General features: G+C 40.0%; 24 protein-coding genes and 1 pseudogene. 18 read left to right on the top strand and 7 right to left on the bottom strand.

Features of this window, described 5'->3' with window-relative positions:
- The first annotated feature begins 30 nt into the window (after positions 1-30).
- The 3 genes from typA (at position 31) to AB986_RS05980 (ending at position 2670) form a co-directional block, all read left to right on the top strand.
- On the top strand, positions 31-1863 hold the full coding sequence (gene typA, locus AB986_RS05990; RefSeq protein ID WP_048309956.1) for a translational GTPase TypA: 1833 nt from the start codon (positions 31-33) through the stop codon (positions 1861-1863).
- A 262-nt stretch (positions 1864-2125) separates the two neighbouring features.
- Positions 2126-2374 carry a YlaH-like family protein gene (locus AB986_RS05985; protein ID WP_048310926.1) on the top strand — a complete coding sequence of 83 codons (249 nt, stop codon included), beginning with the start codon at positions 2126-2128 and terminating at the stop codon, positions 2372-2374.
- A 23-nt stretch (positions 2375-2397) separates the two neighbouring features.
- On the top strand, positions 2398-2670 hold the full coding sequence (locus tag AB986_RS05980) for a hypothetical protein (RefSeq protein ID WP_048309955.1): 273 nt from the start codon (positions 2398-2400) through the stop codon (positions 2668-2670).
- A 45-nt stretch (positions 2671-2715) separates the two neighbouring features.
- Here AB986_RS05980 and AB986_RS05975 read toward each other — a convergent pair whose 3' ends face one another.
- A complete protein-coding gene (locus AB986_RS05975) occupies positions 2716-3153 on the bottom strand; it encodes a hypothetical protein (protein WP_048309954.1) in 438 nt (145 codons plus the stop codon).
- The gene (locus AB986_RS05970; protein ID WP_048309953.1) at positions 3143-3343 is read right to left on the bottom strand and encodes a YlaI family protein; all 201 of its coding nucleotides are present in this window, start codon (positions 3341-3343) and stop codon (positions 3143-3145) included. Before AB986_RS05970 ends, AB986_RS05975 begins: the two co-directional genes overlap by 11 nt.
- A 100-nt stretch (positions 3344-3443) precedes the next feature.
- On the opposite strand from AB986_RS05970, the gene AB986_RS05965 reads away from it, so the two are divergent.
- Complete coding sequence (locus tag AB986_RS05965; protein ID WP_048309951.1) at positions 3444-3911, top strand: pyridoxamine 5'-phosphate oxidase family protein; 468 nt, start codon at positions 3444-3446, stop codon at positions 3909-3911.
- 26 nt (positions 3912-3937) lie between these two features.
- Here AB986_RS05965 and AB986_RS05960 read toward each other — a convergent pair whose 3' ends face one another.
- The gene (locus AB986_RS05960; protein ID WP_236690309.1) at positions 3938-4531 is read right to left on the bottom strand and encodes a YhcN/YlaJ family sporulation lipoprotein; all 594 of its coding nucleotides are present in this window, start codon (positions 4529-4531) and stop codon (positions 3938-3940) included.
- A gap of 172 nt (positions 4532-4703) precedes the next feature.
- Here AB986_RS05960 and AB986_RS05955 point away from each other — a divergent pair, with 172 nt between their 5' ends.
- Positions 4704-6032 carry a PhoH family protein gene (locus tag AB986_RS05955; protein WP_048309950.1) on the top strand — a complete coding sequence of 443 codons (1329 nt, stop codon included), beginning with the start codon at positions 4704-4706 and terminating at the stop codon, positions 6030-6032.
- On the opposite strand, the gene AB986_RS05950 is transcribed toward AB986_RS05955, so the two are convergent.
- Positions 6029-6523, bottom strand: coding sequence for a hypothetical protein (locus AB986_RS05950; RefSeq protein WP_048309948.1), 495 nt, complete (start codon positions 6521-6523; stop codon positions 6029-6031). The two genes, AB986_RS05955 and AB986_RS05950, sit on opposite strands and share 4 nt — an antisense overlap.
- A gap of 117 nt (positions 6524-6640) precedes the next feature.
- Here AB986_RS05950 and glsA point away from each other — a divergent pair, with 117 nt between their 5' ends.
- The 5 genes from glsA (at position 6641) to pyc (ending at position 13408) form a co-directional block, all read left to right on the top strand.
- Positions 6641-7570, top strand: a complete 930-nt coding sequence (glsA, locus tag AB986_RS05945; protein ID WP_048309947.1) for a glutaminase A — start codon at positions 6641-6643, stop codon at positions 7568-7570.
- 99 nt (positions 7571-7669) lie between these two features.
- Positions 7670-7939, top strand: coding sequence for an Fpa/YlaN family protein (locus AB986_RS05940; protein ID WP_394175133.1), 270 nt, complete (start codon positions 7670-7672; stop codon positions 7937-7939).
- A gap of 123 nt (positions 7940-8062) precedes the next feature.
- A complete protein-coding gene (locus AB986_RS05935; RefSeq protein WP_048309945.1) occupies positions 8063-8497 on the top strand; it encodes a site-2 protease family protein in 435 nt (144 codons plus the stop codon).
- A gap of 286 nt (positions 8498-8783) precedes the next feature.
- A complete protein-coding gene (gene ftsW, locus AB986_RS05930) occupies positions 8784-9944 on the top strand; it encodes a putative lipid II flippase FtsW (RefSeq protein ID WP_048309944.1) in 1161 nt (386 codons plus the stop codon).
- 23 nt (positions 9945-9967) lie between these two features.
- Positions 9968-13408 carry a pyruvate carboxylase gene (gene pyc / locus AB986_RS05925; RefSeq protein WP_048309943.1) on the top strand — a complete coding sequence of 1147 codons (3441 nt, stop codon included), beginning with the start codon at positions 9968-9970 and terminating at the stop codon, positions 13406-13408.
- A 30-nt stretch (positions 13409-13438) separates the two neighbouring features.
- On the opposite strand, the gene AB986_RS05920 is transcribed toward pyc, so the two are convergent.
- Positions 13439-14332 carry a COX15/CtaA family protein gene (locus AB986_RS05920; protein ID WP_048309942.1) on the bottom strand — a complete coding sequence of 298 codons (894 nt, stop codon included), beginning with the start codon at positions 14330-14332 and terminating at the stop codon, positions 13439-13441.
- 372 nt (positions 14333-14704) lie between these two features.
- Here AB986_RS05920 and cyoE point away from each other — a divergent pair, with 372 nt between their 5' ends.
- The 5 genes from cyoE (at position 14705) to AB986_RS05895 (ending at position 19607) form a co-directional block, all read left to right on the top strand.
- Positions 14705-15646, top strand: a complete 942-nt coding sequence (gene cyoE, locus AB986_RS05915) for a heme o synthase (RefSeq protein WP_152670929.1) — start codon at positions 14705-14707, stop codon at positions 15644-15646.
- A 110-nt stretch (positions 15647-15756) separates the two neighbouring features.
- Entirely contained in the window at positions 15757-16782 is a 1026-nt protein-coding gene (gene coxB, locus AB986_RS05910) for a cytochrome c oxidase subunit II (RefSeq protein WP_048310923.1), read from the top strand.
- Positions 16783-16808: 26 nt separating this feature from the next.
- Positions 16809-18647 carry a cytochrome c oxidase subunit I gene (ctaD, locus tag AB986_RS05905; RefSeq protein WP_048309939.1) on the top strand — a complete coding sequence of 613 codons (1839 nt, stop codon included), beginning with the start codon at positions 16809-16811 and terminating at the stop codon, positions 18645-18647.
- Positions 18644-19258 (top strand): cytochrome c oxidase subunit 3, encoded by a 615-nt coding sequence (locus AB986_RS05900; protein ID WP_048309937.1) that lies wholly within the window; start codon positions 18644-18646, stop codon positions 19256-19258. The genes ctaD and AB986_RS05900 overlap by 4 nt, the downstream gene beginning before the upstream one ends.
- Positions 19259-19262: 4 nt before the next feature.
- Complete coding sequence (locus AB986_RS05895; RefSeq protein WP_048309935.1) at positions 19263-19607, top strand: cytochrome C oxidase subunit IV family protein; 345 nt, start codon at positions 19263-19265, stop codon at positions 19605-19607.
- Positions 19608-19690: 83 nt separating this feature from the next.
- Here AB986_RS05895 and ytvI read toward each other — a convergent pair whose 3' ends face one another.
- Positions 19691-20749, bottom strand: a complete 1059-nt coding sequence (gene ytvI / locus AB986_RS05890) for a sporulation integral membrane protein YtvI (protein WP_048309933.1) — start codon at positions 20747-20749, stop codon at positions 19691-19693.
- A 154-nt stretch (positions 20750-20903) separates the two neighbouring features.
- Between ytvI and AB986_RS05885 the strand changes: the two genes are divergently transcribed.
- The gene (locus AB986_RS05885) at positions 20904-21275 is read left to right on the top strand and encodes an Asp23/Gls24 family envelope stress response protein (protein ID WP_048309931.1); all 372 of its coding nucleotides are present in this window, start codon (positions 20904-20906) and stop codon (positions 21273-21275) included.
- A gap of 136 nt (positions 21276-21411) precedes the next feature.
- On the opposite strand, the gene safA is transcribed toward AB986_RS05885, so the two are convergent.
- Positions 21412-22041 carry a SafA/ExsA family spore coat assembly protein gene (gene safA, locus AB986_RS05880; RefSeq protein ID WP_048309930.1) on the bottom strand — a complete coding sequence of 210 codons (630 nt, stop codon included), beginning with the start codon at positions 22039-22041 and terminating at the stop codon, positions 21412-21414.
- Between the two features lie 209 nt (positions 22042-22250).
- Here safA and AB986_RS22660 point away from each other — a divergent pair.
- Together AB986_RS22660 and AB986_RS22655 are read left to right on the top strand one after the other, a co-directional pair.
- A pseudogene (locus AB986_RS22660) lies at positions 22251-22592 on the top strand (YugN family protein); the annotation flags it as partial.
- Between the two features lie 21 nt (positions 22593-22613).
- Complete coding sequence (locus AB986_RS22655; protein ID WP_236690358.1) at positions 22614-22985, top strand: CBS domain-containing protein; 372 nt, start codon at positions 22614-22616, stop codon at positions 22983-22985.
- Positions 22986-23087: the final 102 nt, after the last annotated feature.

Genomic DNA, 23087 nt, shown 5'->3' with positions numbered 1-23087 from the left:
TAAGACGAGAATACGAGGAGAGAATAATTAATGGCAATAAGAGAAGATATTCGTAACATCGCAATCATTGCCCACGTTGACCACGGTAAAACGACGCTGGTAGACCAAATGCTACATCAGTCAGGTACATTCCGTGACAACGAGCAAGTAAGCGAACGTGCGATGGATTCGAATGACCTTGAAAGAGAACGCGGGATTACAATCCTTGCTAAAAATACGGCAATTAACTATGAAGACAAACGAATCAACATTATGGATACACCTGGACACGCTGACTTCGGTGGTGAAGTTGAACGTATCATGAAAATGGTAGATGGTGTTCTTCTAGTTGTTGACGCTTATGAAGGCTGTATGCCACAGACGCGTTTCGTGCTTAAGAAAGCTCTTGAGCAGAAACTTACACCAATCGTAGTTCTTAACAAAATTGACCGTCCTGCAGCACGTCCTGAGGAAGTTGTGGATGAAGTCGTTGATTTATTTATTGATCTTGGAGCAGATGAAGATCAGCTTGACTTCCCTGTTGTATATGCATCTGCAATTAACGGTACGGCTAGCCTTGATCCTGAAGTGCAAGATGACGATATGAAAGTTCTTATGAACACAATTATCGATAACATTCCTGCGCCAATTGACAATAGTGATGAGCCACTTCAATTCCAGATCACACTTCTTGACTACAACGATTACCTTGGAAGAATTGGTATCGGACGTGTGTTTAGAGGAACCATGAAAGTCGGCCAACAAGTTGCATTGATGAAGGTTGATGGAACAGTTAAACAATTTAGAGTAACAAAGCTCTTCGGTTTCATTGGTTTGAAACGAACAGAGATTGAAGAAGCAAAAGCTGGAGACCTCGTTGCAGTATCTGGTATGGAAGAGATCAACGTTGGAGAAACAGTTTGTCCATATGATCATCAGGAAGCACTTCCAATCCTGCGCATTGATGAGCCAACTCTACAAATGACGTTCCTTGTAAACAACAGTCCTTTTGCTGGTAAAGAAGGTAAGTATATTACAAGTCGTAAAATTGAAGAGCGTCTTAGAGCACAGCTTGAGACAGACGTAAGTCTACGCGTTGAGAACACAGATTCTCCAGATGCATGGGTTGTATCAGGACGTGGTGAGCTTCACCTTTCAATCCTGATTGAGAACATGCGTCGTGAAGGATTTGAGCTTCAAGTTTCAAAACCTGAAGTTATCGTACGAGAAGTAAACGGTGTTGCAAGTGAGCCTGTTGAACGCGTTCAAATCGACGTACCTGAAGACTACACTGGTTCTGTAATGGAATCACTTGGTGAGCGTAAAGGTGAAATGGTCAACATGGTGAACAACGGTTCAGGCCAAGTTCGTCTTGAGTTTATGGTACCTGCACGTGGTTTGATTGGTTACTCAACTGAGTTCCTTACACAAACTCGCGGATATGGTATTATCAACCACACATTTGAAACGTATATGCCTCTTATTAGCGGCCGTGTAGGTGGACGTCGTGCTGGTGTGCTTGTTTCCATGGAAAAAGGAAAAGCATCAGAATACGGCATTATGGGTGTTGAAGACCGCGGTACAATATTCGTAGCTCCAGGTACTGAAGTATACGAAGGTATGATTGTTGGTGAGCATACGCGTGAGAATGACATCACAGTTAACATTGTTAAAGTGAAGCAAATGACTAACATGCGTTCAGCTAACAAAGACCAAACGGTATCCATGAAGAAGCCTCGCGTTCTAACGCTTGAAGAAGCACTTGAATACTTGAACGATGATGAGTATTGCGAAGTAACGCCGGATTCAATCCGTCTTCGTAAGAAAATTCTTGATAAAAACGAACGTGAAAAGAACGCTAAAAAGAAAAAAACAGCCCAGTAAGGGTGTCTAAGGCGATTCAAAAGGGGCATCCTTTTGAATCGCTTTTTTTTTGGCTATGTTAATGAGCCAAAAATCGAGAAATCAACAATATGAGTTAACATAGCCTTTTTATTAGAATTTAATACAATGAAATAAGGTACATACATCAAATGAGCTGTGATAAAGTTGATATTAATCTGGGGGTGTCAAAGTGAATACTGAACCTGCAATAGCATCCAATGACCTTTCCTTTTTTGCGAAATTAGTAGGAATTGAAGACAATATGACGGTAGGCTTTTATTTGCTTTATGCGATTATCGTTGCGCTATGTATAGTCGTTTATCGTCTTGGTTTCGCTAAGAAATTACCAGTATTGAAAAACGCAATAATCTACGCAGTACTTGTGATTGGCTGCTTCCCATTAACCTTTTTTGGAATAGGATTACCTGTTGCTGAAGGATTAGTGGCCTCAGCTGTCGTATTAATTATTTATAAGGTTAGACTTCACCAATCCAAGAATAAAGAAGCTTAACGTCAAATACCCGGAGGGAACATTTGAATCTTCAGGATGCGATGTATAATTGGCTTAGCATTAAAGTAGTTGCCGAGGAGAGAGAGACCGATCAAGCAGCACAGGATACGAGTCGTTTTTTCGAAGAGATCTTAATAGAAGATCACGGGTTAACAGATATTAAGATTGAAGTTACAACCGACTATTATGTAGTGAACTATCAAATGAACAATCAACAGAATTTTAAGAAATTTCCTATTGAACTCATTGATGCATTGCTACTCTCGATCCAAAATGAACCGAAGTACAACCAATGAATAGAAAGAAAGACGTGCAGAGTGCACGTCTTTCTTAAAAACAAGTTACTTTTCATTCATTGTATACACAGCAAATAGAATCACTGCATAAATGGCGTGTCCGAGAGTCCAGTACCCGATTGCACTAAGATCCATCAAGTCGGGAGTTGGTTTAATAGCAAGGTAAGTTAATGGGAAGTAAAGAAAAACAGTTGGTAAGGTCAGCACGTATGCTAAGACTGCTTGGGCCTTCTTTCTTCCTGGGAAGTAGCGGGCGCAACCTACACTATAAACAACTCCGATTATTAATGAGATAATAAGATGGAATGCGAATTCGATTATTTCTGGCCAGTTAATGCTCCCCATAATCGGTATAAAGTCGATATTTAGGAGTAGCGTGTACACAAGGTCACCTGTTAAAGCCTGGATTCCTTTTAAGATAAGACCAAGTGCAATGCCGGAAATTGTTCCTGCAATTAGTCCGAGCTTTACTCTACCAATCATCGTTTGACTCATCCTGATGATAAAGCTTGAAATCGCCTGTATCCTTTCGTTCTTTCGTTCGAGTTTCGATCCGTTCATTGCAGGAATCACACATGTAGGTGTGGATCGGTCTGTTGCGAAGCTTCTTTGCAAGTGGACTTCCGCTATCAATATTTTCGATTTTATCACATAGGACGCATTTTACTCGCATCGTAAACACCTCTCATTCCTTGTTGTTAGTATAGCATGAATAAAACGGTGATTTGCAGTGTTATGCGCCAGAAAGCACATTTAATTATGGAGGGATGATCATGCCAAATAAAGTGGATACAACACTTTCGAATGAGCTATTAACTCTATTAAAACGAGAACAGTATGTATTGCTTTCTACAATTGACCATGAAACGACGGGACCAAATGTGAGTGCGATTTCCTGGCTTTATGCGGTAAATGAGCGTTCGATTGTATTTGCTGTTGATAGCGAGTCGAGAATTGTTAAGAATATTCGGGCGAATGACGAAATCACAATTACCCTAATTGGTAATGAGAGTACGTATTCAATTGGTGGTAAAGCAATGCTTGTTGAAGAGCGGATGGAGGGTGTTCCGCTTAAGCTTACGAAATATATGCTTCAAATTAAAGAAGTAAGAGATGTGATGTTCTATGGTGCGAAAATGTCGGTAGAACCAGCATATGAGAAGACATATGATCCGGAAGCAGCAGCTAAACTTGATCGTTCTGTCATGTCTGAGCTAAAGAAATCAAATGCATTAACATAGAAAAAACGGCCAATTAGGCCGTTTTTCTATTGCTCTAGATCTTGTTTCTCTTGCTGCTGTTTCAGTTGTTTCTCATCTTTTCCAGGAAGTTGCTTATCATTGGAACGGACCGGTTCAGGCTCTGATTTATTGGATTTACTTGGAACCTCTGGCATTAGTCGTCCAACAATGTCTGCAAGTTCTTCCATTACTCCTCCGACGGGGTGACCTCTTTGGATTTGTGTGGCGATTTCTTTAAGTCGATAGGTTGTATCAGCATCTGCTGTTATTACAGCATTTGCACCGTAAGGATCTTTTTGTAATGCTTCTGCGACTGTGTACTTAATGGTACTTACGCGAGATCGATCTAGTTTCTGATTTACATCAATGCCTACAACTGCATATTTACCTGTTACGACTGCAGTTGCGTCATTCACATTAGGAACATGTTTTGCAATTGTTACAAGATGCTCCGCTATTTCTGTTGCAGAGCGGGTCTCATTTTCAGGCGTTCGTACAGACTGCTTCACATATTGAACCCGGTCCGTTTGTTCCTTCTTCTCAGCCACAGGTTCATCATTAGCTTGACAGGCTATGAGAAGACACATGATTCCGAGGACACCCAATCTCATTCTCTTCATATTGATTACCTCCATAATAGGTTAGTCGTCTCAAAATAAATCATTTTGCTAATTATTTTCTGAATAACCGTCTAACTTTATACACCTGTTCATAGATTATAAAAAACGTAGATAGTCCCAGTTGCCATTCGTACTTGTGATAACAACTTAAATCTTGTCAGGAGGCGAAGTGTTGGATAAGGTTTACGTCCTAGACACTAACGTGTTACTACAGGATCCAAATGCAATTTACTCATTTGATACGAACGAGATTGTCATTCCTGCTGTGGTTCTAGAAGAAGTGGATTCGAAGAAGAGGTATATGGATGAAATAGGGAGAAATGCTAGGCAAGTATCACGTATGATTGATGGTTTCCGTGAGCGTGGTAAACTTCATGAATCCATTCCACTTGAAAATGGTGGCACACTCCGTATCGAATTAAACCACCGATCATTTCAATATTTACAAGACAAATTTGTGGAAAAAACAAATGATAATCGAATCCTAGCGGTTGCCTTAAATTTGTTCTTAGAAGAAGGGAAGATGAAGTCAGGTAGAACAGTGATACTAGTTAGTAAAGATGCCCTTGTCCGTGTCAAGGCAGATGCGATGGGAATCCAAGCTGAAGATTTTCTAAGTGATCGAGTTGTAGAATTCAACCAGATCTACACTGGGTACGAAGAGCGCTATGTGGATGGTGAGTTATTAAAAAGTTTCTTTGAACACCATTTTATTGATCAAAAGCAATTAAAGGGTAGACCACTTTACCCAAATCAATATGTTATTTTAAAAGATCCGCTTCAATCTTCCTCATCTGGAATTGGGAAGGTTGATATGAATGGAAAGCGTATTGAGAAAACAGCAATGGAAACGGAATACATGTGGGGGATAGGACCGAGGAATGTTCAGCAGCGAATGGCCCTTGATCTTCTAGTAAGGAAAGACATCCCGCTTGTTACGCTTGTAGGAAAAGCGGGTACTGGTAAAACACTTCTAGCTATGGCAGCGGGATTAATGCAAACCGAAGATTTAAACCAATACAAAAAGTTGTTTATCGCAAGACCAATTGTACCTGTTGGGAAGGATATCGGCTTTCTACCAGGGGAGAAAGAAGAAAAACTGCGACCGTGGATGCAGCCAATTTTCGATAATCTAGAATACTTATTTAACGTGAAGAAAACCGGGGAACTTGAAAAAATCCTTTCGGGAATCGGTTCCATTCAGGTAGAGGCTCTCACGTATATAAGAGGAAGAAGTTTACCAGATCAGTTTATCATTATTGATGAAGCACAGAATTTAACAAAGCATGAAGTGAAAACGATTTTAACGAGGGTTGGTGAAGGGAGTAAGATTGTTCTTCTCGGAGATCCTCAGCAAATTGATCATCCTTATCTTGATGAATACACGAACGGTCTAACGTACGTTGTAGAGAAATTTAAAGAACAACCGCTAAGCGGACACGTTAAGCTTGAGAAAGGTGAACGATCTCTGCTTGCCCGAATTGCGGCTGATCTTCTTTAAATGATTGCGATACTTGAAATGTGTTTATATGGATCTGAAGCATTGGAACCATCACCATAATAAAAATGGACTGGTCCATCTTCTCTGAGCGGTTTTCCGTCTTTCGAAAAGCGAAGAAAACCGTTCACTGCTTCTTCCATCGTAAGTACGTATGAATCACCATTTTCACTAATTAGCTGGACATTAAGCTCATTATCAATGGGATCAGCGTTTTCTAAGAATGGTGCAAGCGGGATGACAAAGCTTCCAGTTAGTACGCGTTCTTTCTCAAACCGTTTGATACTCCTATTCACAGGAGGTTTAATTCCAGTCCGCTCTCTTTCCCATCTTTCAGATTGAGTCTTGATGTAATCGTTCTCATTCTTTTCTGTGGAATTATCGAATTTCAAAAATTCCTCTAGTTCAACTTTTCGATCATCAAAAATCCATACGCTTGCATCTAATGTAATGGAATAATTGACTTTCCCCTTAATGGGTATAATCGTTTCCATCTTGCACACCCCACAATCAAAATCTTTTGCAAAACAAGTATACCCGTTATGCTTGTATTTGTCACATTTGGGGAACAGTATGGTGAGAGTCAATACGTTAGAGCGGGAGGATTCGATATGAGATGTCGTAAAGAAGAAGAATTAGTTGAACTAGTGAGACGGAATAAGAATTATATTAAGGATGGTAAAGTAGCGGATTATATCCCAGCGCTAGCTAAAGCAGACCCAGATAAATTAGCAATTGCGATTTACTCAAAAGAGGAAGGGTGTTTGTCTGCAGGTGATGTAGGTGAATTGTTCACACTTCAGAGTATTTCGAAAGTGCTTACGCTTGCACTTGCCATTATGGATGTAGGAAAAGAACAAGTTTTCTCGAGGGTAGGAATGGAGCCAACAGGAGATCCGTTTAACTCGATTGCAAAGCTTGAAACGATGGTTCCTTCAAAGCCATTAAATCCGATGATTAATGCAGGTGCGCTAGTAGTCACAAACATGATACACGGAAGCTCTGTGGAAGAAAAAGTTGGACGGATTTTGCAGCTTATCCATGATATGACGAATAACCCTACGATCGGAATCAATGACGAAGTTGCCGATTCAGAGTACGAGTCAGCAAACCTTAATCGAGCGCTAAGCTATTTTATGAAGCAACATGGGATTATTGACGACGATGTCGAAATGCTGCTTGAAGCCTATACGAAGCAGTGTGCTATTGAAGTGAACTGCAAAGATTTAGCAAGGATCGGAATGGTTCTTGCGAATGAAGGTAAAGATCCTGAAACGGAAAGACCAATCATCCCAAGGTACATTGCAAGAATCGTAAAAACGTTTATGGTTACATGTGGCATGTACAACGCTTCCGGAGAATTTGCTATTAATGTAGCAATTCCAGCAAAAAGTGGCGTGTCTGGTGGGATATTAAGTCTTGTTCCTAATGAGATGGGAATTGGGGTATATAGTCCGCCTCTTGATCAAAAAGGAAATAGTCTTGCAGGAAACAAGCTTCTTGAAAATTTATCTGCACAATATGAATTAAGCATTTTCTAATCTGTCTTACCCTGCTTTTTCTTGCAATTTCTTCGCATTCCTTTTATGATAATAGAAGGAATGGGAAAGGGAACGGAGGGATCAGATTTGTCAACTGGGATGGCAACAGGACATCGTGAAAAGGCATACGAGCTGTTAAAGGCCGATGCGCACAAGATCCTAAAACTCATCGAAGTTCAAATGGAGAACTTAACTATGCCTCAGTGTCCTCTGTATGAAGAGGTTCTAGATACACAAATGTTTGGTTTATCTCGTGAAATAGATTTTGCTGTTCGTCTTGGCCTTGTAAATGAAGAGGATGGGAAGGAACTGCTTGAGTCACTAGAGAGGCAGCTTTCAGCTCTGCATGAAGCTAGTATAGAGAAATAACAGGAACTCAAACTATCGTCGATAGTTTGAGTTTTTTTGTTGCCACATACGAACCCAAACATAAAATATGATAGAATACGAGTAGGTCTTAATAGAATTCAGAAGATTTAGGAGTAGATATGAATGAACGATTTGCTCATGGTGATCCTTGTCATTTCTCCACTCAGTCTTTTACTTCATGAGACAGGGCATACGCTAGCTGCGAATGTCTTTACGAAAGCTTGCGTAAAACTTCACCTGGGCATTGGTCCAAGACTCTTTACCTGGAAACATGCTCGAGGAGAAGTAGCAATTAATGCCATTTATTTTGCCGGTGGAATGACAATCAGTCCACAGCCCGAGAAGGCTTACAGCAAGGTTGTCATTGCACTAGCTGGTCCTTTCGTTAATCTCTGTGTAGCTGCACTTACGCCTTTTCTTCCTCTCCAACCATCAATGATTGCTTGGATTCTATTCTTTAATCTCTGGCTTGGTATAACAAACCTCATTCCGTTTAAATTCTTTGGAAAACACTCAGACGGCTGGACCGTAATGAAAGTCATCTTCCATAGACCTTAATTTATACAGGACAGGCAGGTTTAACCCAAAAACCATCGAATCCTATACATACTTAGAAAAGCGAAGACGAGCGTTTAGAAACGTAGTTATTGGAACTCTTGAATGGGAACACGTACTTTGTGTTCTCATGAAAGAGTGAAATAACGGAGTTTCTGGGAGTCGCAGCTCCTCAAAACAGAGAAGAACGAAGTGAAAAGACTAATAATCTAATTAACAACAATGATGGAGTTAATCAGTTGCTGGTACAAACTTCTTGAAGAGAAAATAAACAGGTAGGATGACGTTTATGATTAAAAAATTATTTAAGCACTATGATTATTCATTAATCATTAGTGTATTACTCCTTTGCGGGTTTGGACTCGTGATGGTGTACAGTGCAAGTATGGTATGGGCAGTAATGAGACATGAAACGAACAGTGCTTTTTTCTTTAATAGGCAAATAATCTGGCTTGTCGTTTCACTCGTCATGTTTTTAATTGCAATGCTTTTTCCTTATAAAGCATACCGGAAATTTATTGTACCAATTCTCGGTGTTTCAATTTTAATGCTAGTTCTTGTAAGGTTTGTAGGTTCAACTACAAACAATGCTCGAAGCTGGATCGAGCTAGGACCGTTTAGCTTTCAGCCTTCTGAATTCGTTAAACTTGGTTTAATTATCTACTTAGCAGCCATTTATTCTAAAAAGCAGGCTTATATTTCTAATTTTGTAAGGGGAGCACTTCCGCCTTTGATGGTCATAGGGTTAATTTTCGCTTTAGTAGCATCTCAGCCTGATCTCGGAACAGCTATGATCATTGCGTTAACTTCAGGGATTGTTATTATTTGTTCAGGTATGAAATGGAAGCATATCTTTGGACTAGTAATCATTGGTATTATCCTTTTCGCAGGCGCATGGATGTCGCTCTCACCTGAACAGGCTTCTCGATTCACGGGTGCTTATAACCCATTCTCAGACCCAGAAGATAGTGGGTTTCACTTGATTAACTCTTATATTGCTATAGCATCAGGAGGAATTACTGGCCAGGGGTTTGGTCAAAGTATTCAAAAATATGGTTTTCTACCAGAACCGCATACAGATTTCATTATGGCAATTATTGCAGAAGAACTTGGGTTGCTAGGCGTTGTCTTTGTCATAGGGTTGCTCGGGTACATTGTTTTTAAAGGCTTTGTAATTGGAATTAGGTGTAAAGATACATTCGGTAGCCTACTTGCCATTGGGATATCAGGTATGATCGGTGTTCAGACAGTTGTTAACCTAGGTGCTATCACAGGCTGGCTTCCTGTTACAGGTGTTCCGCTTCCGTTCATAAGCTACGGAGGTTCTTCGTTAATCTTGCTAATGATATCTGTTGGTATTCTAATTAATATCTCCGCTTTTGTTAACATAAGAAAAGAACAGAAAACGAGCTACATTAAGAACGATCAGGCAGTTCAAATGGAACTCTGACTCAGTCCAAGGAGGAAATTAACATGACAGCTATTTCAAAAATTCTTGTTGCCAATAGAGGCGAAATTGCAATTCGTATCTTTCGTGCTTGTACAGAATTAAATATTCGTACAGTAGCGATTTATTCTAAAGAAGACAGCGGTTCTTATCACCGATATAAAGCTGATGAAGCATATCTTGTGGGAGAAGACAAAAAGCCGATCGATGCTTATCTTGATATTGAAGGCATTATTGAAATAGCAAAAGCAAATCATATCGATGCTATTCACCCTGGATATGGTTTCCTTTCGGAGAATCTTCAATTTGCTAAACGATGTCAAGAGGAAGGCATTATCTTTATTGGACCTGAACTCGAACACCTTCGTATGTTCGGTGATAAAGTAGAAGCTCGTAAGCAGGCTATTCTAGCAGGATTACCAGTTATTCCAGGTACAGATGGTCCAGTAGATGGGCTTGATGAGGTTAGGGAATTTGCGAGTGAAAATGGCTATCCTCTTATGATTAAAGCTGCCCTAGGTGGCGGCGGTAGAGGAATGAGAATTGTAAGGAGCGAAGAGGCACTTGCAGATGCGTATGACCGAGCAAAGTCAGAAGCAAAAGCTGCTTTCGGACGAGATGAAATATACGTTGAGAAGTTTGTAGAGAACCCCAAACATATTGAGGTACAAATTCTGGGGGATAAACATGGGAATACCTTACATTTATATGAAAGAGATTGTTCCGTTCAGCGTCGACATCAAAAAGTTGTAGAAGTTGCCCCGAGCGTATCTCTTAGCGAGCAGTCTCGTAAAGACATTTGTGAAGCAGCTGTTAAGTTAATGGATAATGTGCAGTATGTTAATGCAGGGACTGTTGAATTCCTAGTTAATCAAGATGGCGAATTTTACTTTATTGAAGTTAATCCCCGTGTTCAAGTGGAACACACGATTACAGAAATGATTACAGGAATCGATATTGTGCAGTCTCAAATAATGATTGCTGAAGGAGAACACCTTCATGGAGAGAAACTTGGCATTCCGGCACAGGAGAAAATCGACTGTCATGGTGTTGCTATTCAATGCCGAGTAACAACAGAAGATCCTGAGAACAATTTCATGCCGGATACAGGTAAGCTAATGGCTTATCGATCAGGTGGCGGATTTGGTGTTCGTCTCGATGCTGGAAATGCTTATCAAGGTGCCGTAATTACGCCACATTATGATTCACTACTCGTTAAGCTTTCAACCTGGGCGCTAAGCTTTGATCATGCTTCTAGCAAAATGGTTAGAAATCTGAAAGAGTTTAGAATAAGAGGAATTAAAACGAACATTGCATTTCTTGAGAATGTCATTAAACATGAGAATTTCCGTTCAGGCGTTTACAATACTTCTTTTATTGACTCTTCGCCAGAGCTCTTTGTATTTCCGAAACGAAAAGACCGTGGAACGAAGATGCTTTCTTATATTGGAAATATCACAGTAAATGGGTTTCCTGGACTTGATCGGAAGAAAAAGCCAGCCTTTTCAAAACGAAGAATTCCACACTTGAAATATAGTGAAGAAATACCTAAAGGCACGAAACAAATACTTGATGAACAAGGTGCCGAAGGACTTGTGAACTGGGTGAAGGAACAGAAGAAGACGTTGTTAACAGATACAACTTTCCGTGATGGACATCAATCACTTCTTGCAACAAGAGTACGAACAACTGATTTACTTCACATTGCAGAGCCAACATCTCGTATGCTTCCAGAGTTGTTTTCGATGGAAATGTGGGGAGGCGCTACATTCGATGTGTCGTTGCGGTACTTGAAAGAAGATCCGTGGGATCGATTAATCAAACTTAGAGAGAAAGTTCCTAATGTTATGTTCCAAATGTTACTTAGAGCATCCAACGCTGTTGGTTATAAAAATTATCCCGATAACTTGATTCGAGAATTTGTAGAAAAATCTGCTGATGCAGGAATTGATGTATTCCGTATTTTCGACAGTTTAAACTGGGTTGAAGGGATGACCAAAGCCATAGAAGCTGTTCGTGAAACAGGAAAGGTAGCAGAAGCTTCCATTTGTTATACAGGTGATATCTCAGACGCTTCCAAAACAAAATACGATCTTGCATACTATCAAAGACTTGCAAAAGAACTTGAGCTTGCGGGAGCCCATATACTTGGGATCAAAGATATGGCAGGATTGTTAAAGCCACAGTCTGCATTCGAATTGATTTCAACACTCAAAGAAACAGTGGATATTCCTATTCACCTTCATACGCATGATACAAGTGGTAACGGAATCTATACATATGCGAAAGCCATAGAGGCAGGCGTAGATATCGTAGATGTAGCTGTAAGCTCAATGGCTGGTTTAACTTCTCAGCCAAGTGCCAATTCACTATACTATGCGTTAGATGGATTCGAAAGACAACCGGACATTAACATCAAAGCTCTCGAAGAGCTTTCTCACTACTGGGAAGATACACGCAAATATTATTCTGGATTTGAAAGTGGGATGACAGCTCCTCATACAGAGGTTTACGAACACGAAATGCCTGGTGGCCAATATAGTAATCTTCAACAGCAGGCAAAAGGCGTAGGACTTGGTGAACGTTGGGATGAAGTAAAGCGCATGTACCGCCGAGTTAACGAAATGTTTGGAGATCTTGTTAAAGTAACACCTTCTTCTAAGGTTGTAGGTGATATGGCTCTCTATATGGTACAAAATAACTTAACCGAAGATGATGTTTATGATCGAGGTGAGTCACTCGATTTCCCTGACTCTGTTGTTGAACTGTTTCAAGGATACCTTGGACAACCTTATGAAGGGTTTCCTAAAGAATTGCAGCAAATTATTCTTAAAGGCAGAGAACCGATTACAACAAGACCAGGGGAACTTTTAGAGCCTGTTAACTTCACTGACTTGAAGGAGACGCTTTATCATAAATTGAATCGTCAGGTTACGAGTCATGACCTTATTTCATATGCGCTCTATCCTAAAGTTTATCTCGATTATGAAGATGTAAGAGATATGTTCGGAGACGTTTCGGTACTTGATACACCAACGTTCTTATATGGAATGCGCCTTGGAGAAGAAGTGGAAGTAGAGATTGAACAAGGTAAAACGCTGATCGTTAAGCTTGTATCTATAGGTGAACCGAATGTTGAAGGCAAGCGTACACTTTATTTTGAATTAAATGGTCAGCCTCGTGAAGTTGTGATTAAAGATGAAAATATCAAAACTGCGGTTACGGCTAAGCCAAAAGCAGATCGAACAAATGCTAATCACATTGGAGCGACTATGCCAGGAACAGTCATTAAAGTGCTTGTTGAAAAAGGCGAGAGAGTTAACAAAGGTGATCATTTAATGATTACAGAAGCGATGAAAATGGAAACAACTGTTCAAGCACCTCGAAGTGGTGTAATTGATCATATTCACGTTTCCAATGGAGAAGGTATTGAAACAGGAGATCTGTTACTAGAATTAAATGAGTAGAAAAAAAGCTGCGCGGTTGCGCAGCTTTTTCTATTGTCTTCTACTTCGAAGAGAGAGCATAACGAGATAAAGTAATACTGTAAATAATCCTGAAATGAAAAGACCGTGGAATAGAGCAAGAAAGAGGTTAAGGTTAGATACAACTACGAGAATACCGCTAAGTGCCTGTAGACAAACAAATGTAAATGCCAAAATGATGCCTCGTCGCATTGTAATTTCGTTCTTTAGCTCTTTCATTCCAATAATTAATATATAAAGTAACCATACGAAAATTAGAACTGCTGCAGTTCGATGGAGCATTTGGATACCTTGTTGCCCTGAAAAGGCAAATAGTTGTCCGTCCGTACAAAATGGCACATTGTCACAAGCCATACTAGCGCCTGTATGCCTAACAAGTGCGCCCGTGTACACAACGATATAAGAATAAATAGTAACTCCGTAAAGATTGAGTCGAATACGTTTCGGTACGACGGGAGTCTTCTGAGATCCAGACGCCTCGAATGCAAGAATCGTTAATAGAACCACACTCGCAAAACTTGCTAAAGAAAACCCGAAATGAGAAGCAAGAACGATATCTGATTGCCCCCATACAACGGCTGCAGCTCCAAGCAATCCTTGAAACACAATCAAGAATACTGAGAGAATTGCTAGGTATTTAGTCTCGCGGATGTGGCTAAGTTTTCTCCATGACCAGATCGCGAGAATGATAACCAACAACCCTAGGGCAGCAGACACTACGCGATGACTTAGCTCGATGATCGTTTCAATCTCTGGAGCTTCAGGAAGTATTTCTCCGTAACAAAGTGGCCAAGAGTTTCCGCACCCATCACCAGATCCTGTTTTTGTAACAACAGCTCCCATTAAAAGAACGAGAAGCATGCCAAGAGACGTAATGATCCCGAACAATTTCAACAATTTATTCACAAATAACACCTTCTTATCATATTGTCGCTGATTCATAGTACAATGAATGTGTGATGAAGCAGACGATATTTACTTCTTTCTTACAAAAGAAAGCACAAATCCTCACATTTAAACAACGTATACAAAACAAGTAGATTCGTTTATAATGGATAAGGATTGCGGATACTGCTTCCTTTCACAAAACCAACATTATCTTACCATAGCTGTAACATTCATATAATAGAAAGATGTGAAGATTGAATTACATTTTCTAATCAGCTAGTAAGAAACCTGGAGGGGTAATCGTGATAACTAATTATCAACAAGGCTTGTACAGTCTTCTTATAAGATTGTTAAAAATGAACAATGAAAATGGAAAGGGAGGTGTATAGATTGAGTAAAACTAGAACGGCTTACGAAGCCTCAAACCGAGTAATGGAGCCAGGTCCACTTTCTGAAGCTAATCCATCAGGTACTTGGAAAGATTTTCTTACACTAACGAAGCTTGGTATTGTGTTTGATAATTTAATTACGGCTTTTACAGGTTTGTGGGTTGCTTCAGTAGCTTCAGGGTTTGATCTATTCGCTAATCCGATGGTGCTTATTTTAACGATGTTGGGAACAGCTTTTGTTGTTGCCGGGGGAACATCTTTAAATAACTATATTGATCGTGACATTGATCAGGTGATGGCAAGAACAAATACAAGACCTTCTGTAACAGGGAAAATTCCTGCTAAACAGGTTCTCTTTGTAGGCCTTGGCTTATCTATAGCCGGGACGATTATGCTCTTAATAATAGAGCCTATGGCAGCACTATTGGGACTTTTGGGACTTGTTATTTACGTGGTTCTTTATACAATGTGGACAAAACGTACAACTTCATTGAACACTGTTGTAGGATCATTTTCAGGTGCGTTACCACCACTAATTGGTTGGGCGGCTATTGATCCAAATCTAAGTCCAGTAGCATGGGGAATGTTTTTAATCATGTTTATCTGGCAACCACCGCATTTCCTTGCTCTTGCAATGAAACGAGTGGATGATTACCGAGACGCAGGTATTCCAATGCTTCCTGTTGTGGCTGGATTCCCTATGACGAAGCGTCAAATTGTGCTTTATACTGCAGCACTAGTACCAGTATCACTATTGTTATACAGCTTCGGTCCAGTTTACATTACAGTCGCATCGATCCTTGGATTTGGATGGTTTGCAATTGGCATAGCTGGTTTCTTTATGAAAGATGATATTAAATGGGCAAGAATTATGTTTGTCTACTCACTGAACTATATTACGATTCTATTTATTGTTATGATTGCAGTAAATATTAATCCTTAAGAACAGTGACAATTACTAAAGTATGGTCAGTCAATGCGGGATCTTCCCGCATTGACTTCCTATAACTCAATTTGAGTAAAGCTACTAAGAAAGTGAGGTTTAAGGTGCAAATGAAACGTTGGAGAAATGCTTGGCGTTTTTTACCACTGCTATCGGTAATTGCGTTAACACTTACGGGTTGCGGTAACGAACAGCTAACGACTTTGCTCCCTAAAGGGGAAGGGTCTGAGATGCAATTTAATCTCATGATGTTAAGCCTTTACATCATGATTGGGGTTTTCGTTGTAGTAGCACTTATTTATACAATTGTGCTTGTTCGCTTCAGACGACGTGGTGAAAGCGACAATGAAATTCCAGAACAGACGGAAGGAAATGTAGTACTTGAGATTCTATGGACAGTTGTTCCTATTATTCTTCTTTTAATCCTTGCCGTTCCGACAGTAATGGCGACGTTTGCATTAGACGAAGGGACTGAAAAAGTACCTGAAGGTGCAACCGTAGTCAAAGTAACAGCTCACCAATATTGGTGGGAATTTGAGTATCCAGATCTTGGTGTGAAAACGGCTCAAGATTTGTATATTCCTTCTGGAGAAAGAGTTTATTTTGAACTCGCTTCCAAAGATGTCCTTCACTCTTTCTGGGTTCCGACTTTAGGTGGGAAAATGGATACGAATACAGCTACGGTTAATAAAATGTGGCTAAATGCTCAGGAACCAGGTACATATTATGGTAAATGTGCTGAGCTTTGTGGACCGGCACATGCCTTGATGGACTTCAAGGTAATTGCACAAGAGAAAGAAGATTTCGAAGCCTGGGCAGAAAGCATGAAGGAAGCAAGCTCACAAGCTTCAACTGATCAGGCAGCACAAGGCGAAGAGATTTTTGCGAACAGCTGTATTGGCTGTCACGCTGTCGGTGCTGATGGTGGTAATACAGGTCCCAACTTAACAAACTTTGGTGACCGAGAGAAAGTTGCAGGCATTCTTGATCACACAGATGAGAACATCAAAGCTTGGATTGCTAAACCATCTGAATTTAAACCTGGTAACAACATGCCAGCGTTTGAAGACCAATTAAATGATGAAGAGCTTAATGCTCTTGTAGCTTATCTAAATGGTCTAAAGGTTGAAGAATAGTCATCGGAAATAAGGAGGTTTAATTCGTGTCAGCACATGCTTATAAAAAGAAAAATCCTATATGGGATTGGCTTACAACCGTTGACCACAAGAAGATCGGGATTCTTTATCTCGCTTCCGGTGCTTTCTTCTTTCTAATTGGCGGTTTGGAAGCAATCTTACTACGGGTGCAGTTGCTTTATCCAGAATTTAATTTTGTAGGCGCTGAAACATTTAATCAGTTGCTTACAATGCACGGAACGACTATGATCTTCCTCGCAGCCATGCCCCTCATATTTGGGTTTATGAATGCGATTATACCGCTCCAAATTGGGGCGAGAGACGTAGCGTTTCCATTTTTAAACTCACTCGGCTTCTGGCTATTTTCTGCAGGTGGTATTCTACTGAACCTTGGTTGGTTCATGGGTGGAGCTGCGGATGCAGGCTGGACTGGTTATGCACCACTTTCAACAACGAGTCCTGGTAATGGGGTAGACTTCTACGTATTAGGACTTCAAGTATCAGGTATTGGTACATTAATTGGGGGAATTAACTTCCTCGTAACGATTATTAACATGCGTGCACCAGGCATGACATTCATGCGTATGCCGCTATTTACATGGTCTAGTTTTATAACATCTGGTCTTATTCTTTTTGCATTCCCTGCACTAACAATCGGTCTTGCACTTCTTATGTTTGATCGTTTGTTTGGTACTCAGTTCTTTGCGGCTGAAGCAGGTGGTAACCCGATTATTTATGAACATTTATTCTGGATTTTCGGGCACCCGGAAGTTTACATTCTTGTGCTTCCAGCATTCGGTATGTTCTCTGAAATCATTGCAACATTTGCTCGTAAGCGTCTATTCGGTTATTCAGCTATGGTATTTGCTACAGCGCTTATTGGTTTCTTAGGATTTATGGTTTGGGTTCACCATATGTTTACGGTTGGACTTGGACCAATTGCGAACTCGATTTTCGCGGTTGCTACAATGTTAATCGCTGTACCTACAGGTGTTAAGATCTTTAACTGGCTCTTTACCATGTGGGGAGGAAAAGTAAGTTTCCCAACAGCAAACCTGTTTGCGGTTGGATTTATTCCTTCATTTGTACTTGGTGGTATGACAGGCGTTATGCTAAGCGTTCCGCCTGCTGACTATCAATATCATGACAGCTACTTTGTAGTAGCCCATTTCCACTACGTTATCGTTGGTGGTGTTGTATTCGGTCTATTCGCTGGTATGTACTACTGGTGGCCAAAGATTTTCGGAACAGTGTTAAACGAAGTTCTAGGAAAGCTTCATTTCTGGCTCTTCTTCATTGGCTTCCATTTAACGTTCTTCCCGATGCACTTCCTTGGTCTAATGGGAATGCCTCGTCGTGTATATACTTACCTTTCAGGACAGAGTCTTGATGAGGCGAACTTTGCTGCGACGATCGGAGCATTCTTGATGGGTCTTGCTACGATAATTATGGTTTGGAATATTATCCAAACTGCTGTTAAAGGTAAAAAAGCTGGAAACGATCCATGGGATGGTAGAACCCTTGAATGGGCAATTTCTTCGCCAGCACCAGAATACAACTTTGCGCAGACACCACTTGTACGTGGACTTGATGCATGGTGGCTTGAAAAACGTGCAGGCAATAAAGCAATGGTTCCTGCTGAACCACTTGATGATATTCATATGCCTGATGCGTCGATCCTGCCATTCTTGTTGTCCCTTGGCTTTTTCATTGCATCGTTAGCAGCGATATTTGCTAACTGGGCAATCGCAATTGGAGGCCTTGGTGTTGTCGCATTAGCGATGATTCTTCGCTCTGTGATCGATTATCATGGATATCATATTCATAAAGAAGACCTGCCTGATGAAGGGGGGGAAGGCAAATGAAACCTGAATCAATGAACAAATTGCCTGCCAATCCAGAACGGGCTACATTAGAAGGAAAAAATAAATTTCTTGGTTTCTGGTTCTTCCTTGGAGGCGAAACCGTGCTTTTCGCCTCGCTTTTTGGGGTATACTTAGGACTAAGGAATGCAACAAATGGTGGAGTGACAGCAAGTGAAATGTTTGAACTTCCGCTTGTATTTATTGCAACGATGCTCCTTTTAACAAGTAGTTTAACGTCTGTATTCGCAACGATGGCACTCAAAACAAATCAGTTTAAACGAATGATTGGCTGGTTTGTTGTTACAGGACTTCTTGGACTTGCGTTCCTTGGTCTTGAGATTTACGAATTCACTCATTATGTACATGAATATGAACATACCATTCGTAGTAGTGCATGGGGTTCTGCGTTCTACACGCTAGTCGGAACTCACGGTGCCCACGTATTCGTAGGGATTTCCTGGCTTACACTTCTTATTATTCGTAATTTGAAACGTGGCATGGATCTCTATACAGCACCAAAGTTCTATCTATTCGCTCTTTACTGGCACTTTATCGATGTTGTATGGATCTTTATCTTTACTGTTGTTTATTTAATGGGAAAGGTGGGTTAATTAAATGGCACATCATGAAGGCACAGAAACAGTATCTGAGCACGATCAGAGTCACCTTGACATTCATCACAAGATCGCTCATGAGAAGGAATTCAAACAGCAAATTGTATCCTTTGCCATGATGATTTTCCTGACTATGATTGCATTTATCGCAGTGGCAAGTGACGCGATCTCTGATGCATTCACAGTTGTTTTCATTATGATTCTTGCAGGGATTCAACTGGTTTTCCAGCTATATATGTTCATGCATTTAAGCCACAAAGGTCATCAATATCCGGCATGGGGAATCTTTTTTGGAGTCTTCGTTGCAGGAACTGCGGTTATTGCCTTAATGGGAATGATCTGGTAATAACGTAGAAAAGAAGCTGCTCTTATTGAGCAGCTTCTTTTTGTTGGTAACAAAAAACGTGGCAAATGCCACGTTTATTCCTATTACAGTTTAAAATTAATCCTTATTAACCCTGCTTCTCTTGCTGAGTTGAAGGCAATTAGTAGGATTGGACCGATAATAAAGCCCATAATTCCAAGGAGTTGCAACCCTATATACATTGAAATTAACGTAGATAGTGGTGAAAGACCAATGTGACGTCCCATTACTTTAGGTTCTATTGTTCGGCGGATAATTAGGAGAACAACAGCAAGGATAGCCATTTGGCTACCTGTGGCTATATCACCTATGATTAAGTAATAAAGTGCCCATGGACCTAGTATAACGATTGATCCTATAATTGGAATAAAATCAATCACCCAAATAATAAATGCCATAAGTAGAGCGACTTTAGGTGTAATCATGAGTAATCCAATTAAACTGACTACAAATATAATAATACTAACGAGAAATTGTGCTTTGAAGAATCCAAAGATCACATAAGATAAACGACCTGTCATAAACTGAACTTTTTCAGCAGTTTGTGCAGATAAATACGAATAAGATTTTTGCTTTAATTTAGGTAATTCCATCAAGAATAAGAATAATGCAATTAAATATACGAGAATACTTACAAGATAATTTGGAATTCCGGTTACGATGATGGTGATGATTTTTAAATAGTCGATACTACTTATTGTATTCTTCGTATTCTCAAGAAATCGGTCAACTTGATTAGTGAATTCTTGAACAAATTCTTTAGGAAAACTTTTCGAGACTGCTTCCATATTTGATTCCATGCTATTCCACATTTGAGTAATATTCTGTATGTACAGAGGAGAATTCTCCACAAGTGCGATACCCTCAGTAACTACTTTAGTTACGAGGAAGTAGCCTAGAAGTGCAATAAGAATAACAAATAAGGTGAATACAATAATAACTGGAAAGTACCTCTTTAGCTTTGTATTCTTTTGAATCAATTTAACAGCAGGATCAAGTGCAAGTGCGCTGAAAAATGCAAGAATCAGTGGAATAGAGACGGGTAAAATCCAGAACGCTAAAACGGCTAAAAACGTGATGACCAATAATATGAGTAAAAAGCGTTTTGAGAGGATCTTTGGCAATCTTGTTCTCCTTTCTAAGTCAAACCATCTATTCTTATTATAGTACGGACTATGGTGCTTTACCAGTAGAGAGAAACGAATTATTAAACGCATAAAACGATTTTGTCTCCTCATATAGTAGGTATAGGGAAGGTTAAAGGGGGAACATCACACCATGAGAAAAGAATATAATCAGGGAACCCTTGTTATTTCAGAGAGCGTAATCGACTTTATCGTGGATGTTGCTGTCAAAGAAACAGAAGGGGTTGAACTTATTGTTGCACCTGTAAAACATACTCTTAGAAAAATAGTGGGCATAAGAAAAAGAAATAAATCACAGTATGAAGATGGAATAGAAGAGACGGGGCTTTCGTTACGAGTAGAAGTAGCGATCGATTTTGGTGAAATTATTCCAATTACTTGCTTTATGCTTCAAGAACGTATCAAAAACGATGTTGAACGAATGACTGGACTAAAGGTTGAAGAAGTGAATGTCATAGTCAACAGGTTGATCCTACCTGTAGAAGAAGGTATAGAAAATGACTAACTTAAAGATCCCTACTCAATTGAGAAGGGATCTTTTTTTATGACACTTTTCGTAGATATTGGTGCTTTGAGAGTTAATTTCCGCTCCAATTAGCGGAGTTTGGTTTTCTATACAAAAATCTTTTAGTAAGAGCCTCTTATTTTGAGATGAACATTTGTGTCCAATAATGACCATAAGAGCCACCAGAGACATAACCAACGCCTATTTGAGTGTAGCCTGGGTTTAGGATATTTTTTCGATGTCCCGCACTATTCATCCAAGCTTGTACGACTTCTTCTGCAGTTGACTGGCCTGCAGCAATGTTTTCACCAGCACTGCGGTAGGAAACACCGAAATTCTTTAGCATTGTAAAAGGTGATCCGTACGTTGGTGATTGATGCGAGAAGTAATTTTTATCTCTCATATCGGCAGATTTGTATCTCGCAACCCTCGCAACTTCCCAATTCCATGTTAGTGGTGAAAGGCCGTTTTTCGCTCTTTCTTGATTCGTCAAATCCATTACTTGCTGTCCAATATCTTTTGATTTGTTAATGGAAGTGTTACCGGTTGGAACGTTTACTCGATCACCAGGATAAATCAAGTCTGGATTATTAAACTGAGGATTGGCGTTAATGATTTCGGTTAGTCCAATTTTGTACCTTTTTGAGATCTTCCACAGCGTGTCACCTGATTTTACGGTGTATGTAGTCTGTCCATGGGCGGTTTCAGGTGAAAATAGGCTAGCCGCAAGAAGAAATACAACTAATAATGGGATATACTTTTTCATCTCTTCATCTCCTTTCAATCGTAGTTTCACCAAAAGTGATAATAATACCCTACCTTTTCACAGAATTATTTATTTCTAGTATCCACGCAAAACAATAATATAGAAGCTATAATCGAGCATAATGGTAAGTAAACATTGCAACTGCACTGTCCCTTATACTATTATTAGAGAGTGGACTTGTTGTGAAATACAAAGGAGGCAAACGGATAATGAAATTTGAGAACACTGGTCTGGAATCAACGATTGTTCAGTTTTCCATTTTAGACCATATCATGCATGAAAACGGTTTAGTACTTGCAGGCCAATGGGATTATGAGCGAGTTACATATGATTATAAATTTGAAGATATGACAAACGGTGATGTTTATTATCTTCGAGTACCTGGTGTATCGATTGAGGGAATGGTTGAATCAGCACACGCTGTGATTAAACTAGGTAAACCTTATGTTGGAAAACACTATTATCCACATGGCGTTGAGTATGACGAAGAATTTCCAGAAACGATTATTAGCACATGCAATAAGAAGTTAGCGATCGTTAGAGATCAATTAGGGTCTGCACTGCAGAGAAGCATGGTATCAGTAGGTGAACTTGCGAAGCGAGTAACTCCTTGTAAACCATCAGATAACGTGTCTGTGGCTGCCGCTGTCATGAAAAATGAGAACGTTACAATTGTTCCTGTGTGTGACGAGAATGAGCATTTAATGGGTATTGTAACGGATCGTGCTATTGCCGTTGGTGGATTTGCGGATAATGAAGCGGGTGCTACGAAGGTAGAAGAACTAGTGGAGAAACCCGAATTTACTCTTTCTCCAGATATGAAACCAGAACAGGCTGCAGACATCATGAATGAATCACGTCTAACAGAAGTGATCGTTTTAGATGGCGAGCGTTTTGTTGGTATTGTTTCTTACTTCTTACTGAAAGAAAAAATTAATGCATAAAAGGAAGAGCCCGCGGGCTCTTCTTTTTTTGACGTGAAATTTGGATTTGTGACGTAAACGAGAACAGGTGCTTGAAATGTACGCTATAGTGTTAAACCGTTG

Source organism: Guptibacillus hwajinpoensis (genome assembly GCF_001039475.1).
Taxonomy (GTDB): Bacteria; Bacillota; Bacilli; order Bacillales; family Guptibacillaceae; genus Guptibacillus; species Guptibacillus hwajinpoensis.
This window is presented reverse-complemented; position numbering and strand designations above follow the sequence as displayed.

Excerpts from the sequence above, each read along its gene's own strand:
- glsA (WP_048309947.1), top strand. The coding sequence starts at position 6,641 with ATGAGATGTCGTAAAGAAGAAGAATTAGTTGAACTAGTGAGACGGAAT.
- AB986_RS05975 (WP_048309954.1), bottom strand. The coding sequence starts at position 3,153 with ATGATTGGTAGAGTAAAGCTCGGACTAATTGCAGGAACAATTTCCGGC.
- ftsW (WP_048309944.1), top strand. The coding sequence starts at position 8,784 with ATGATTAAAAAATTATTTAAGCACTATGATTATTCATTAATCATTAGT.
- AB986_RS05970 (WP_048309953.1), bottom strand. The coding sequence starts at position 3,343 with ATGCGAGTAAAATGCGTCCTATGTGATAAAATCGAAAATATTGATAGC.
- AB986_RS05940 (WP_394175133.1), top strand. The coding sequence starts at position 7,670 with ATGGCAACAGGACATCGTGAAAAGGCATACGAGCTGTTAAAGGCCGAT.
- AB986_RS05950 (WP_048309948.1), bottom strand. The coding sequence starts at position 6,523 with ATGGAAACGATTATACCCATTAAGGGGAAAGTCAATTATTCCATTACA.
- typA (WP_048309956.1), top strand. The coding sequence starts at position 31 with ATGGCAATAAGAGAAGATATTCGTAACATCGCAATCATTGCCCACGTT.
- coxB (WP_048310923.1), top strand. The coding sequence starts at position 15,757 with ATGAAACGTTGGAGAAATGCTTGGCGTTTTTTACCACTGCTATCGGTA.
- pyc (WP_048309943.1), top strand. The coding sequence starts at position 9,968 with ATGACAGCTATTTCAAAAATTCTTGTTGCCAATAGAGGCGAAATTGCA.
- AB986_RS05900 (WP_048309937.1), top strand. The coding sequence starts at position 18,644 with ATGAAACCTGAATCAATGAACAAATTGCCTGCCAATCCAGAACGGGCT.
- AB986_RS05895 (WP_048309935.1), top strand. The coding sequence starts at position 19,263 with ATGGCACATCATGAAGGCACAGAAACAGTATCTGAGCACGATCAGAGT.
- safA (WP_048309930.1), bottom strand. The coding sequence starts at position 22,041 with ATGAAAAAGTATATCCCATTATTAGTTGTATTTCTTCTTGCGGCTAGC.
- AB986_RS05985 (WP_048310926.1), top strand. The coding sequence starts at position 2,126 with ATGACGGTAGGCTTTTATTTGCTTTATGCGATTATCGTTGCGCTATGT.
- AB986_RS22655 (WP_236690358.1), top strand. The coding sequence starts at position 22,614 with ATGGTATCAGTAGGTGAACTTGCGAAGCGAGTAACTCCTTGTAAACCA.
- AB986_RS05885 (WP_048309931.1), top strand. The coding sequence starts at position 20,904 with ATGAGAAAAGAATATAATCAGGGAACCCTTGTTATTTCAGAGAGCGTA.
- AB986_RS05965 (WP_048309951.1), top strand. The coding sequence starts at position 3,444 with ATGCCAAATAAAGTGGATACAACACTTTCGAATGAGCTATTAACTCTA.
- AB986_RS05935 (WP_048309945.1), top strand. The coding sequence starts at position 8,063 with ATGAACGATTTGCTCATGGTGATCCTTGTCATTTCTCCACTCAGTCTT.
- AB986_RS05960 (WP_236690309.1), bottom strand. The coding sequence starts at position 4,531 with ATGAAGAGAATGAGATTGGGTGTCCTCGGAATCATGTGTCTTCTCATA.